10 protein-coding genes are annotated in these 13575 nt (G+C 54.0%); 3 read left to right on the top strand and 7 right to left on the bottom strand.

The annotated features are described in order from the left end of the window. Positions 1-91 precede the first annotated feature (91 nt). From cydC to WFP70_RS03700, 7 genes are all read right to left on the bottom strand, one after another. Positions 92-1738, bottom strand: a complete 1647-nt coding sequence (gene cydC, locus WFP70_RS03730) for a thiol reductant ABC exporter subunit CydC (protein ID WP_337022635.1) — start codon at positions 1736-1738, stop codon at positions 92-94. Then, positions 1735-3495 (bottom strand): thiol reductant ABC exporter subunit CydD, encoded by a 1761-nt coding sequence (cydD, locus tag WFP70_RS03725; protein ID WP_337022634.1) that lies wholly within the window; start codon positions 3493-3495, stop codon positions 1735-1737. Before cydD ends, cydC begins: the two co-directional genes overlap by 4 nt. Before the next feature lie 6 nt (positions 3496-3501). Further along, on the bottom strand, positions 3502-4551 hold the full coding sequence (locus tag WFP70_RS03720; RefSeq protein ID WP_034823522.1) for a cytochrome d ubiquinol oxidase subunit II: 1050 nt from the start codon (positions 4549-4551) through the stop codon (positions 3502-3504). Positions 4552-4566: 15 nt separating this feature from the next. Beyond that, complete coding sequence (locus WFP70_RS03715; RefSeq protein WP_160832922.1) at positions 4567-6009, bottom strand: cytochrome ubiquinol oxidase subunit I; 1443 nt, start codon at positions 6007-6009, stop codon at positions 4567-4569. Between the two features lie 972 nt (positions 6010-6981). Then, the gene (locus WFP70_RS03710) at positions 6982-8052 is read right to left on the bottom strand and encodes a 4-oxalomesaconate tautomerase (protein ID WP_337022633.1); all 1071 of its coding nucleotides are present in this window, start codon (positions 8050-8052) and stop codon (positions 6982-6984) included. Further along, entirely contained in the window at positions 8049-8771 is a 723-nt protein-coding gene (locus tag WFP70_RS03705) for a 4-carboxy-4-hydroxy-2-oxoadipate aldolase/oxaloacetate decarboxylase (protein WP_337022632.1), read from the bottom strand. The genes WFP70_RS03710 and WFP70_RS03705 overlap by 4 nt, the downstream gene beginning before the upstream one ends. Next, positions 8768-9505 (bottom strand): PIG-L deacetylase family protein, encoded by a 738-nt coding sequence (locus WFP70_RS03700; RefSeq protein ID WP_182057818.1) that lies wholly within the window; start codon positions 9503-9505, stop codon positions 8768-8770. The genes WFP70_RS03705 and WFP70_RS03700 overlap by 4 nt, the downstream gene beginning before the upstream one ends. A 129-nt stretch (positions 9506-9634) precedes the next feature. Here WFP70_RS03700 and WFP70_RS03695 point away from each other — a divergent pair, with 129 nt between their 5' ends. From WFP70_RS03695 to WFP70_RS03685, 3 genes are all read left to right on the top strand, one after another. Then, positions 9635-10864 (top strand): LysR family transcriptional regulator, encoded by a 1230-nt coding sequence (locus tag WFP70_RS03695; RefSeq protein ID WP_337022631.1) that lies wholly within the window; start codon positions 9635-9637, stop codon positions 10862-10864. 236 nt (positions 10865-11100) lie between these two features. Further along, the gene (locus WFP70_RS03690) at positions 11101-12477 is read left to right on the top strand and encodes an MFS transporter (RefSeq protein ID WP_337022630.1); all 1377 of its coding nucleotides are present in this window, start codon (positions 11101-11103) and stop codon (positions 12475-12477) included. A gap of 10 nt (positions 12478-12487) precedes the next feature. Beyond that, positions 12488-13468, top strand: a complete 981-nt coding sequence (locus tag WFP70_RS03685; protein ID WP_337022629.1) for a VOC family protein — start codon at positions 12488-12490, stop codon at positions 13466-13468. The last annotated feature ends 107 nt before the right edge of the window (positions 13469-13575 follow it).

Here is a 13575-nt window from a genome sequence, read left to right as displayed (position 1 = left end):
TCTCACAAGTTTATTTTTGTATTGATTAAGCATCTGCTCAGATTGCCCCTAAGCAGATGTAAATAAACCAAAAAACAGATCCCTGCTCTTGTTATTGTTTATCGAGCAGTAACCGACTGTCCGCGAGGGAAAGTGGCTGGATCTGATGGGTCACCAGCAGCGTGGTTTTACCCTTAATGAGTTCTTTCAAGCAGTTAAGTACTAATTCGGTATTTACTGCGTCTAGCCCTTCAGTGGGCTCGTCCAGCAACACGATCGGCGCATGGGAAAGAAACGCGCGAGCAATCCCAATCCTGCGGGCCTGACCACCAGACAGACGCCCTCCTAACTCTCCCACCAGGGTGTCGAGCCCCAGAGGAAATGCGCGGACTTCGTCGTCTAAAGCGGCGCGCGCCAGTGCATCCCATAAAGCCTCGTCATCCGCATCCGGTGCAACCAGGCGCAGGTTGTCTCGAATCGATGCGTTGAAGAGATAGGTTTTCTGGCCAACCACCGAGATCATCTGACGCAGTGTATCTTCAGAAAGCGCCCTGACCGGACGACCGCCGATAGACACATCCCCTGCTGTCGTTTCCCAGAATCCTTGCACCAGATTCAGTACGGTGGTTTTACCTGCTCCGCTGGGACCTAAAATCGCCAGACAATGGCCGACCGGCACGGTAAAGCTCAGCTTATCCAGTACATTAGGCGCGTCAGGCGTGTAACGCATTGTCACGGAAGAAAATGACAACTCGCTGCTTTCCGGTATCGGGCTGGTTTCAGGCAGGACAATCGCCGGTGTCAGCTCCGTCATGGAGAACAGACGGCGTGCCGCTGCGCGCGTAGTGCCAAGGGCGGCAAAGGCAGCGGGCAACCCAGCCACCGCTTCAGTACTCGCCAGTATGGTGAACAGCAACATCACGATTTCACTGGCAGAAATGCCGGTTGCATGGTCAGTGTTAAATAACAGGATAAAGGCGAAAAATAACCCGAGCTGTCCCATTAAGGCGCAGATCGCCCCGCCGCTGGCGCTGATCCAGGCTTGCCGACGCTGTGCGCTGATCAGTTGCTGAGAAAGCTGGCGCAGATGATCGGTTTGATGACTAACAGCGCCAACCATCTGTAACTCTGCTAATCCACGCACCAAATCGGTGGATGCGGCCTGAACGGATGAGCGCACGGTAGCGATCTGGTTGCCACAGGCTTGCGTCAGTGAGGCCACAATCCACGGCACGACCACGCCCGCAAGTATCAGCACCACCGCATCAATCAAGGCCACTGAAGGTGAGAACCAGCAAATTCCTGCCAAAATGATGAGCGACGAGATCAGCCCTGCAATGGCCGGCGTCAAAATACGCAGATAGAAATTGTCGAGGCTATCTATATCAGCGCGAAAACGCGCCAGCACATCCCCATCGCGAAAATCCTGCAGTCGCGCAGGCGCAAGATGGGCTAACTGCTGATAGAACCAGACACGTAAAACCGACAACAAGCGCAAAGTTGCATCGTGCGTCACCAATCTTTCCAGATAACGCGCGAAGGTACGCAATACCGCGAGCCCACGAATCGCTGCAGCCGGAGTGAAAAACTCCAGTGCCAGTGAGCCTACGCCCGCCAGCGCCATGGACGTAATGAACCAGCCTGATAAGGCGAGCAGCGCCACGTTGGAGAGAATCACAATCACGGAGAGCAAAATCCCCACCGCCATGCGAAAACGCCATGGACGCGCCAGGCGCAAGAGATGGCAAAGATCCTTCATGCGAGATCTCCTTTTTGCAGACGCTCGAGTTCGGCGAAGACGCCAGCCTGATCGCGCAATGCTTGCGGCGTCCCCGATTCAACCACCCGCCCTTTTTCCAGCACGATGATTCGGTCAGCTGTGGCAGCGATTTCCGTATCGTGGGTGATGATTAAGCGTGCACTGTTCGGTAATGAGTCACTCAAGGAGGCAATCATATTCTGTGCCGTCTGGCGATCCAGCGCGACCGTAGGTTCATCAAGTATCACCACCGGTGGCGAAATCAATACGGCGCGGGCCATTGCAATACGCTGAATCTGCCCACCGGACAGCCCTTTTCCACCATCACCCAGGCGGTAATCATATTGCGCCGGCAACGAATGGATAAAAGTGTCAGCCTGAGCCAGCTGTGCCGCTGCTTCAACCTCTGCCTGGCTGATACCCGAACGCGACAACAGAATATTTTCCGCAATCGAACCGGCAAACATAGTGGGTCGCTGCGGGAGCCAACCAATCTGTTGCTGCCATGCAGCAAGATCTAATGAAGAAAGATCCTTGCCATCAATGACGATGCGTCCTGAGTTGGGCGCGATAAAGCCCAGTAGCATTCGCGATAAGGTGGTTTTACCGGCACCGCTGGTGCCGACGATCGCCAGTGTTTCCCCGCTACGTAGGGTCAGGGAAACATCGGTAACGCCGCCGCCCTCCGCATACTGATAGCTCACCCCTTCAAGACTGATTTCACGCGGTTTCACCGAGAGCGCGCCATTACCCTGTGACGATTCCGGCGCTTCAGCATTCAGGATCGCCAGTAGACCTTCCGTCGCGCCAATTGCATCCATTCGGGCATGATAGTGCGTGCCCAAATCGCGCAGCGGACGGAAAAATTCCGGTGCCAGCAACAAGGCAAACAGCCCCGGCAGGAAGCCCATTTCGCCATAGAACAGACGGAATCCAACATACACCGCTACCATCGCGGTGCTGATGGTGGCAAAAAATTCCAGCACCAATGATGAAAGGAATGCCAGTCGCAACACCTTCATGGTGGTCTGACGATAGCTGTCCGAGATCGCTGCGATGATGTTCGCTTGTCGGCGTGCAGCATGGGTCTGGCGTAACGTTGTCAGGCCAGCAATCACATCAAAGAAGTGCGCACTCATCAGGCTGAGTTTGTGCCACTGCTTCAGGCTCATTTTCTCCGCGCCCTTTCCTACTACGATCATGAACAACGGCACCAGTGGCGCGGTGATCAACATGATCAAGCCAGAAACCCAGTCAAAAGGAAAAAGCGCCACCAGAATGGCAAGCGGCACAATGCCGATGATGATTTTTTGCGGAAGAAAACCGGAAAAATAAGCTTCGATAGCTTCGACGCCTTCGCCAAGTGAGCTGGCGATACTGCCCGTACGTTGATGCTGGCTCCAGGCGGGACCCAGTGTGGCGATGCGATCTAACAACATCCCGCGCAATCCCTGACGGATACGTGCGGAGGCTTCAAAAGCAAAACCCTGACGCAGGATATCGATACCCGCGCGCAGCAACATCACAATCGGCAGCAATAAGAGATAAGGCAATAGCGCGGTGAAGGTTTTACCACCGAGGACCGCGTTGCTGATTAGCCAGGCTAACAGCCAACACTGTGCAATCATCAGTATGGCATTGAGCGCCGCCATACTGATCGACAGTGAAAATAAACCGCCCGCCTGGCGACGCAGGCTCGAAAGCCAACGCTCCGCCAGGCGGGCTGCCATTCCACTTGGAGGGGAACTAGCAGACATGATGTCTTAGTGTCCCCCGTGACCAACCAGCTTGGAGATACGGCCGCGGAATACCCAGATCTGATACCAGTTGTACATCAGCATTACCGGAACAAAACCGCCCATGGTCATGGTGAAGGTAATCAGAGAAACCTGTGGACTGGCGCCCGCCCAGATGGTCCAGGTGCCTGGCACAATCCATGGGAACATGGTGAGTAACATACCGAAGCCCAGAATAAATGCTGCGCCATTGAACCACATCACCGCAGCGAAATCTTTGTCCTTCAGGGTGTCACGACGCACCTGATCAATACACACCAGTGCGATCAAGCCAAACAAGCCCCAGATCCAGAAATGCGGTCCAAACCATTTCGCACGTGCCCAGTCGAAGATCACCGCACTCCACACCCAGGTAATCACTACGGCAGCGATGGCCAACCAGAAGATCACCGCCGTCCAACGTGCTGCATCCTGACGAATCGGTTCATTTTTCTCGAAGCGAGCACGTACGAACAGCACGCCTGCCAGCGTCATTGCCACGCAGGAAGCCACGCCGGTCCAGATGGAGAACGCTGAAATAAAGTTAAATGCGCCACCCACGTAAGTTGGTACACCCTGTGCAGGCGAATCCATCTGGAAACCTTGCAGCAACGCGCCAACGCTCATCCCACCAAAGAAAGTCACCGCGAGGCTGGCGACACCGAAGATGCCGTCAGAAAACTTCTGCCAGAATGGCGAGGCCAGATGACGAAACTCCAGTGCCACCGCGCGGGACATAATGCCCCACAACACCAGCGCCATTGGCACCATCAGGTAGCTAAATGCCGAACCGTACACAAACGGGAAGGTGCCGAACATGATACCACCGGCGACGATCAGCCAGGTTTCGTTGGCATCCCAGGTGCCAGCCATTGCCGACATGATCGCGCCACGTTCATCATGGTCGCGAACGAAGAGCGAGAAGATCCCCGCCCCCAGGTCGGCGCCATCCAGCGCGATATATAAAAGAACACTGATACCAAATGCTAACCACCAGGCGATGATCAGGAAGTGCTGAGTCGAATTAAGCATGTCCATGGATTTATTCTCCCATCAAACCGGACGGATATATTCAGGATGGTCAGCATGACCACTGGCAGGCATTTCAAGGTGACCCAAATGCTCATGCCCCTCGCCCGGTATTTTGCTGGTCAAATCAGGACCAATACGCACCACTTTCGCCAGGAACCATATGGTGCCCGCGACCACAGCCGTTTCAAAGATGGCAAAGCCCACCAGCCAGAAGATTGCCAGACCCAGGGTCATTGGACTCATACCGTCTTCGGTGCGCATCAGGCCATAAACGATCCACGGCTGACGGCCAATTTCGCGCGTCCACCAGCCCGCAATCACTGCGATATAAGGCAGGATCACCATAATAACGGCCAGCGCCAGGAACAGCTTATTGCGCGGAGCCAGCTCAGCGGTCATGCGACGACGTGCAATCAGCCAGACGCCCCAGAGGCTCACCAGCAACATGGCACCCGCAGCACCTGACATGGCGCGGAAAGCGTAGAACGGCAATACTACAGGCGGTTGCTGATCTTTCGGGAAGCTGTTCAGGCCCGTTACCGTACCGTTCCAGGTTTTGGTTTCAATCAGGCTTAAACCGTGCGGGATATCGATTGACCATGCGAGGCCGGTGCCTTCTTTGTTTGGCCAACCGAGGATGTGCCAGGCACTGTTGACGTTACCCGCAGAATCATAAGTATCGTAGTGCCCTTCCATTGCTGCCAGCGCCGCCGGTTTATGTTCCAGCGTGGCTTCACCCAGCACGTCACCCATATAGATCTGAACGGCGGCGACCACGGCCAGCGCCATCAGTGAATACTTCAGGGGTTTCAGGAACAGATCAACATGACGCTGTTTCAGAACATACCAGGCGCAGGTCGCCACCACGAAGCACAGCGAGAGCTCGAAGCTTGCCAGCAGCATGTGCGGGAAAGCACTGCGCGCATTCGGGTTAAACAGCGCGGCCAGCCAGTCAGTTACGATGAAAATACCGTTATGCAGTTCAACACCGGTTGGCGTTTGCATCCAGGAGTTAGCCACCAGGATCCACATCGCAGAAAGCGTAGAAGAGAGCGCCACGTTAAAGGTCGCAAACAGGTGCATCCCTTTGCTGATCTTGCCCCAGCCAAAAATCATCAGTCCGATAAAGCCGGCTTCGTACATAAAGGCGGTGATGGTCTCATAGCCGAGCACCTGACCAAAGAACGGCCCGGCAGCCTGCGAGAAGCGACCATAAAGAATACCAAAGGCCATTTCCATGGTGACACCGGTTGCCACGCCAGCACCGAAGTTAACGATAAACAGCTTTTCAAAGAAGCGACACAGGCGATACCACTGCTCATCTTGCTTCCTGACCCACATCAGTTCAGAGATGAACAACAGTGCAGCCAGTCCAATGGTTAGCGGGGGAAAAATGATGTGAATGGATGAAATTAGCGCGAAGTCAATACGCGTGATCAGCGATGTAAGATCGTTACTTAGCATGACTATCTTCTTTTTTTGAGTGACCGAATTAGTTAACGGCAATCCAGCGCCGTTTCACATGTTATGAAGTGAGATGAAGCAAGCTCTTGCATAACAAGTTGAAATCGGTGCCGCACTGTCGTCTTTCTCTTAACTACGAGCAACAACCACAGTTTAATTTCCAGACAGGTGACGTCTGGGAAATAGGATATTCACTTCGGCGTTCGTTCCGGAGAAAGAACGGGAAAATAAATCATGATTGTTAACGAAATGTCAGTCGATAACACTTGCAGGCGTAGGTATCGACACGGCTCGTAATAAGAATTTTTCTGTAAATTATTCTATATTTTCGTTTACACAAAGGCATCCAAATTAAAGGGGTAACTTGTAACAAAAAGAAAAAATTCGCTGTATAAATGAATGATTTTCATGTGAATTAAATGTAACAAGAGCGTTAACTTATGAGGAATCCTTGATTTTAATCAACTTAATTCAAGGTTTTAGCGTGGTTTTGAGCGTTAATTATGATGCGCTGAAGAGTGAAAAAATCGGCGTGCAGCCCGTAATGATGCGATTATCTTATTATTTAGCAGAGTTACAATTACCGTAGACATACGCTCAACATCAATAATACGGAATTTTAACAAGCATTGAGTTATTGTATTTTAATAACAGCCGGAGTGATTTAATTTAACAAACCAAAAACAATTATCACTTTCAGAACACTTAATTCCTGCGCCATTAAATCTTTAAAAACCTCGCTATTAAATATACTGACTCGTAACATTAAAGACACACCGTGCGCACACTTGTCACATTAATAATGAATCAGGCGACATTTATTTAAGGCAAATAAGGAGTCTGGCCAGGCAGTGTGAGTAGGAGCACGCAGTCACGCGTGGAAACGAAGATTTTGCAGAGCGAATGAAGAATGCCGACAACCCATAAGGTTGTCAGCACAGGAGAACGTCAGCGTGCAGGGTAATTCGTGTTTTAGTGTGAGCCTGGAATGGCGACCCGCCCGTCGAATAACAAACGTGCCGTGCGTATCAGGCCGCTTTGCGTCACCTTCCCTGCCTCATCACGGGTCAGCATCACGCTAAACTCGCCGCTGGGATGCTCTACCGCCAGACGCTGCTGCCTGGTATCGGTAATCTGCGCGATGCCCTGCGTCACGGAACCGGGGATCAGGCAGGCTGTGGCGACACTCACCGCGCCCAGTACGCCTATAGAGGCGTGACAGCGATGGGGGATAAATGTCCGCGTGGATAGCGCACCGCCATTAGCGGGCGGCGCGATCAGGGTCATTTTCGGCACGGTTCGTTTGGTCACATCCCCGAGATTCATCAGCGGACCCGCTTGTAAGCGGATAGATTCCAGGCGTGCTTTTAACTCAGCATTACTCTCCAGCTGTTCGCGAGTTTCCTGTCCAGTGCATCCCACATCCTCAGCACGCAGGATCACCACGGGCATACCGTTATCGATGCAGGTCACCTCAATCCCGTCAAACCGATTACGCGCCTCTCCGGTCGGTAACAGCGATCCGCAGCTGGAGCCTGCAATATCCTCGAATTGCAAAATTTGCTCTGCGCCAAAACCGGGCACGCCGTCTATCTGGGTCTCGCCCTGATATTCCACCGTGCCATCGGGCGTGGCAAATTGCGCCACTGCGATTTGCCCGGTGTTGACCATAAAGATGCGCACGCGCGTGATGTCGCCCTGTGCCCTTATCAGGCCCTTCTCAATGGCAAAAGGCGCCACGGCGGCGAGGATGTTACCGCAGTTCTGTCCATAATCGACCACCGCTTGATGCACGTTAACCTGTGCAAACAGATAATCGACATCGGCATCAGGACGCGATGCAGGTGAGATAATCGCGACTTTACTGGTCAGCGGATCAGCCCCACCGATGCCATCAATTTGGCGGGGATCGGGTGAACCCATGACGGCCAGCAACACGCGATCTCGTTGCGGCCCCGCTTCTGGCAGATCGCTGGCAAGGAAACAGGCGGCTTTAGAGGTGCCGCCTCGCATTAAGACACAGGGTATCAGCGTCTGTTTCATAGCGAACTCTTTTGCAGGGCATCCAGAGAATCCACGTAGCGCAATCCCTTTTCCGCTAACGCGCCACGCATCTGATAAATATCCAGCCCCAGTTCCCCCGCAGCCAGTCTTACTCGTTTACTCTCCTCATTGGCGACCCGCTGTTGGGTGGTCTCGGCGATATTTTTCGCATCCGCTCTCGGCACAATCACTACTCCGTCGTCATCGGCAACCACGATATCGCCAGGAAGAACCAGCTGACCGGCACAGAGAATTGGCACATTCACCGACCCCAGCGTGGCTTTAACGGTTCCCTGAGCAAACACCGCACGCGACCAGACCGGGAAACCCATCTCACGCAGGGTCTGGCTGTCACGGATACCGATATCGCCCACCAGCGCCACTACGCCACGCGCCTTTAATGAAGTGGCCAGCAGATCACCGAAGAAGCCGTCATGGCAATCCGAGGTCGGTGACACCAACAGCACATCGCCCGGCTGACACTGTTCGACTGCAACATGAAACATCCAGTTATCACCGGGAGAAACCAGCACCGTGACCGCACTGCCGGCTATCGCGACACCCTGCTGGATTGGTCGTATCCGCACATCGAGCAGACCTTGCCGCTGTTGCGCTTCATGGACGGTCGCGACACCGGCACGGGCAAATTGTGCAATCAGTGCAGAATCGGCCCGCTCAATCTGCTGAACAACGATGCCTTTCTGATTGACCGCAATCATGAGAGATCCTCCGTTACCCGTGGGAACAGACTCTGATAGCCTTCGCCGTGGGTGATGACGCGCGTGGATGCAATCCCTGTGTTGCGTTTGGCCTGCACACCGCGCTGGAGCGCCACGCGCGTGTAGTATTCCCACAGGTGTTCCTGCCCGGCCATGCACTGAATCGCCTGATATTTCTTGTCCCAAACCGAGGTGATATCCAGCAGCACATCCGGTTTCCACAGGCATTGTTCAGGCTGATGCGGTTCAAAACAGTAAACCGGCGGTGCACCGATAATTGGTTCTCCCGGACGATATCCTTCTGCCTGCGCAATGATGCGTGCTTCCTGGGTGAGATTCGCCGCCAGCGGATGATCGTAGTTATAAGGATCGGCAATCGAATGCGTCAGCACAAAGTGAGGCTGCACGCGGCGAAACACATCGGCGAGGCGAAACAGCGTTTCCTTATCCGCGCGAAGGGGATAATCGCCGAGATCGAAGAACTCAATGCTGGCACCTAACACATCCGCGGCCCGTTCGGCCTCGGCCTGACGATGCTGCTTGACGGTCTGCTCGGTCATATTGCCTTTGCGCCACAGTTTTGCCGACTCACCGCGCTCCCCGTAAGAGAGGCAGACGACGTGCACGTCATAGCCGCTCGCACTGTGCAACGCGATGGCCCCGCCTGCGCGCCAGACAAAGTCAGCGGAATGGGCACTGACCACCAAGGCACTCTTTTTCACTGCGTTTTCCATTATGTTCCCCTGCTTTTGCGTTTTTTTCATCCTGACACGCACCACCGTGACCGAATAATGCCTTTCATTGTGCGAGCTATGATTTTTATTTATGTTGTGATCATTATCAGAGGTTCAGGGGCAGAGGGCATGCAGGAACAGGAAGATGCTAACCACATTAAAATCATGCAGCTAAGGTCACTTTGTATGATTGCAGAACGGGGAACCGTCTCGGAGGCTGCGGAAGATTTATTTCGCACGCAATCGGCGGTGACGCGATCGATACGTGATCTGGAACACACTCTCGCCACGCCTTTGTTTGAACGTCATGCCAGCGGGATGCTGCTCACCGAGAATGGTAAATGTGTACTGCCCCGCGCACTGCGTGCCCTCCAGGAACTCAAACAGATACCTGCACTTCTCGCTCGATTTAAACTGCGCGAGTCCATGCGGGATGACGCCGAACCGATTTGGTTGTTCAACGTCAGGCGCCTGCAGATATTTTTAAGGCTGTTTCATCTGCAGCATACGCAAAGCGTGGCCAGTTCGCTGAGCATCAGCCAGCCCGCCGTCAGTGCCGCGCTCAAGGTGCTGGAGAAAGGGGCCAATATCGTGTTGTTCCAGCGCTCGCCGCGGGGCATGCAGCCGACAGCCGCCGCGCGTGAAATGGCGCCACACATCAGCCGCGCCCTGAATGAAATTCGCCATATCCCGGAAGATCTTGCCGCCCAGCAAGGGGTTCTGCAGGGCACCGTTCATATTGGTGCCCTGCCATTGTGTCGTAGTGTGTTATTGCCACGCGCGATTGCCCGTCTGGTGACGGCACATCCGGCGATCAAAGTCGTGACCAATGAAAGTGCCTTTAGCACGCTGATTACCGAACTCCGGGCCGGCGACGTTGATCTGATTGTCGGGGCTTTGCGTCATGACAGCAACGTTACTGATATCGATAATCGGCGGCTGTTCAGCGAAGAACTTGTGCTGCTCGCCAGACCACAACATCCGTTAGCCGGTCGAACGTTAAGCGCTGCCGATCTCGCCGACACACAGTGGATTTTTCCGCGAGAAAACAGTCCGGCCCGCCATCTGCTAGAACACGCCTTTGCGACGCTGGATATTCCGGTACCCAAACCGGTGGTTGAGAGCGGTGACCTCGCCATCGTGCGCGGCTTATTAATGGACTCCGATATGGTGGCGGCGGTGTCATGGCACCAGCTGGAGTACGAATTGAAGTCAGGTGTGCTCCAACCTCTGTCCTTCACCCTACCCGATACGCGTCGTGATATCGGCATCACGTTGCGCGCGGGTGCGCTGCATTCCCCGGCTACATTGGCGCTGATTGAGTGCATCAGCGCCGAAGCTCACCCATCAGCGACCTAAACGAAATTCATACAAAGATTGCACGCCGTTTACGTATTGGGCTTTTCTACCGGGCACCACAAACCCATATTGACACCGTGGATTATGACAACTCGCTCACAATATAAACGTAACTCATACCGCTAAAAGCCTTTTTTGACAGACAGCCTGCCACACGGTGCTTACCGTGGAGCTGGAAGAGTTAATCATGACTTGTCATTCAATAGACTTTGCGTGCCCGAAGAGAGAGCGAACGTATGAATACAAATAAGCTGGTCGACATCAAAGCCTGGATTGATTCACGACCCATTTCCGCCTTTCAGTGGCGCGTGTTATTCCTCTGCCTGATCATCATTATGTTCGACGGTTACGATGCTGCCGTGATGGGATTTATTGCGCCTGCGCTGATTGAGCAGTGGCATATCTCTCGCGCCGCGATGGGGCCGATCCTTGGCGCGGCGATGTTTGGCGTGGCGATTGGCGCATTGATCGCGGGTCCCTTATCCGATCGATTTGGCCGTAAAAAAATCATCCTGCTCGCGGTTATGATCTTCTCCGCTTTTAGTCTGATTTGCGCCTTCGCCACCACGCCGCTGCAAATGGCGATGATGCGATTCATTGCCGGGCTCGGGCTGGGCGCGGTCATGCCCAACTGCGTCACGCTGCTGGCAGAATATATGCCTGAGCGTCGTAAGGGCGTGATGATTACCCTGATGTTCAGCGGCTTTAATATCGGCTCCGGTCTGGGGGGCTTTATCGCGGCCGCGTTACTGGCGCACTATCACTGGAATGCGGTGTTGATTTTCGGCGGTGCACTGCCGCTGCTTATGCTGCCCTTATTAGGTTATCTGCTACCCGAATCCGCGTTAAATTTGGTGGTGCGCCGGGCACCTCGCGCGCAGATTGCTGCGCTGCTTAATCGCATGGGCGGCCAGTTTCAGCAGGATACGGCGTTCGTGCTCAACTCTCCCCGGATCAATCGCAACAGCACCATCTCCCAGCTCTTCCACCACGGTTTTGCTCGCGGCACGATCATTTTGTGGGTGACATACTTCATGGGGCTGTTCGTGATTTATCTGCTTAACGGCTGGCTGCCGACCATTATGCGCTCGGGCGGTATTTCCCTCGAACAAGCGGCGATTCTGGCGGGGTTATTCCAGCTTGGTGGTCCGCTGGGCGGTATTCTGGTCGGTGCATTGATGGATAAATGCAACGCCAGAGTAGTGATTGGCGTGGTCTATCTGCTGGGTTGTCTCTGCTTGCTAGCACAAGGCATCTTCGCGTTTTCCGGGGTGGCGCTGGGCGTATTCATTTTCATTATCGGCATGTGTATTAATGGCGCACAGAATGGTCTACAGGTGTATTCCCCTGCTTATTACCCTACCGAAATGCGCGCCACCGGCGTGAGCTGGATGCACGGCATAGGCCGTACCGGTGCGATTCTCAGTTCTTCGATTGGCGGCTTGCTGATGGGTGCGTTCCCGGCGCAGTCGGCGATTTTCTTTATTCTCGCGCTACCCGCGCTACTGGCTGCAATCAGCATTGTGCTTCATCGCAATGTTTCTCTGTCTCTGAAAATAAAGGGCGCAGCACTGGATGACCTTCCGGCGCTGTCACAAACCCTCAATAAATAGGAATGGCATCATGACATCTCAACTTTCTGAACCCTGCTTCGATATTGCGCATCTGGCTCACGTGGAGCTTTACACCGACAAGTTTGAAGAGAGCCTCAACTTCTTTGTCAATGTTTATGGCTTGACGGTCACCGCGCAGGACAACGATCACGCCTGGCTGCGCGCCTGGGATGATTATGAGTTTCACAGCCTGAAGCTTACGCGTCATCACACGACCGGCGTGGGGCACATTGCCTATCGCGCCGCTTCACAGGCTGCGCTGGAACGGCGTGTTGCGGCGATTGAAGCCAGCCCCTATGAAGTGCTTGGTTGGGTCAACGACGATCAGGGGCACGGACAGGCATTTCGCTTTACCGATCCCTTTGGCCACATTTTTGAGATCTATTACGACACGGTCCGTTATCAGGCACCCGATGACCAACGCCCGTCGCTGAAAAACCTGTCTCAGCGTTACCATGCGCGTGGCGCCTGTCCGCGTCGTCTGGATCACCTCAATCTGTTGGCTGCCGATGTCATTGAATTCAAGCGCTTTATGGAAACCTGCTTAGGCTCCCGCGTCACAGAGATGATTCAGCTGGATAATGGGCGGATTGGTGGCTGCTGGTTCACCGTCAATAATAAAACCTATGATTTGGCCTGTACTGAAGAGCAAGGTGGCGGCAATGGACGTTTGCACCATGTGACCTACGCCACCGATACGCGAGAGGACATACTGCGCGCGGCCGACATCTTCCTGGAAAATGGCGTGCATATTGAAACCGGCCCACACAAGCATGCCATCCAGGGCACGTTTTTCCTGTATGTCTGGGAACCGGCGGGGAATCGCGTCGAGCTGGCCAATTCCGGGGCCCGATTGATACTCGCGCCAGACTGGCAGACGGTGGTCTGGACGGAAAGCGAACGCAAGAAAGGCCAGGCGTGGGGCCTGAAAACCATTGAGACGTTCCATACTCATGGCACACCGCCGATGCCCAAACCGCAAAATCATTAACCCTTCTACAGAACATCGGATAGCGATGCTGTCCGATGCGTCATTACTTTTCTCCATAGTCATCAGTGGAAAAAATCACAGCACAGCGCTTATTGCTCCTCTAGGGT

Origin of the sequence: Pantoea sp. USMM079, from assembly GCF_037153115.1 — a bacterium.
GTDB classification, from domain to species: domain Bacteria; phylum Pseudomonadota; class Gammaproteobacteria; order Enterobacterales; family Enterobacteriaceae; genus Pantoea; species Pantoea communis.
The sequence above is the reverse complement of the archived record's forward strand: the minus strand, read 5'-3'. Positions and strand labels throughout refer to the sequence as shown.

Excerpts from the sequence above, each read along its gene's own strand:
- WFP70_RS03700 (WP_182057818.1), bottom strand. The coding sequence starts at position 9,505 with ATGGAAAACGCAGTGAAAAAGAGTGCCTTGGTGGTCAGTGCCCATTCC.
- cydC (WP_337022635.1), bottom strand. The coding sequence starts at position 1,738 with ATGAAGGATCTTTGCCATCTCTTGCGCCTGGCGCGTCCATGGCGTTTT.
- WFP70_RS03685 (WP_337022629.1), top strand. The coding sequence starts at position 12,488 with ATGACATCTCAACTTTCTGAACCCTGCTTCGATATTGCGCATCTGGCT.
- cydD (WP_337022634.1), bottom strand. The coding sequence starts at position 3,495 with ATGTCTGCTAGTTCCCCTCCAAGTGGAATGGCAGCCCGCCTGGCGGAG.
- WFP70_RS03720 (WP_034823522.1), bottom strand. The coding sequence starts at position 4,551 with ATGGACATGCTTAATTCGACTCAGCACTTCCTGATCATCGCCTGGTGG.
- WFP70_RS03705 (WP_337022632.1), bottom strand. The coding sequence starts at position 8,771 with ATGATTGCGGTCAATCAGAAAGGCATCGTTGTTCAGCAGATTGAGCGG.
- WFP70_RS03690 (WP_337022630.1), top strand. The coding sequence starts at position 11,101 with ATGAATACAAATAAGCTGGTCGACATCAAAGCCTGGATTGATTCACGA.
- WFP70_RS03710 (WP_337022633.1), bottom strand. The coding sequence starts at position 8,052 with ATGAAACAGACGCTGATACCCTGTGTCTTAATGCGAGGCGGCACCTCT.
- WFP70_RS03695 (WP_337022631.1), top strand. The coding sequence starts at position 9,635 with ATGCAGGAACAGGAAGATGCTAACCACATTAAAATCATGCAGCTAAGG.
- WFP70_RS03715 (WP_160832922.1), bottom strand. The coding sequence starts at position 6,009 with ATGCTAAGTAACGATCTTACATCGCTGATCACGCGTATTGACTTCGCG.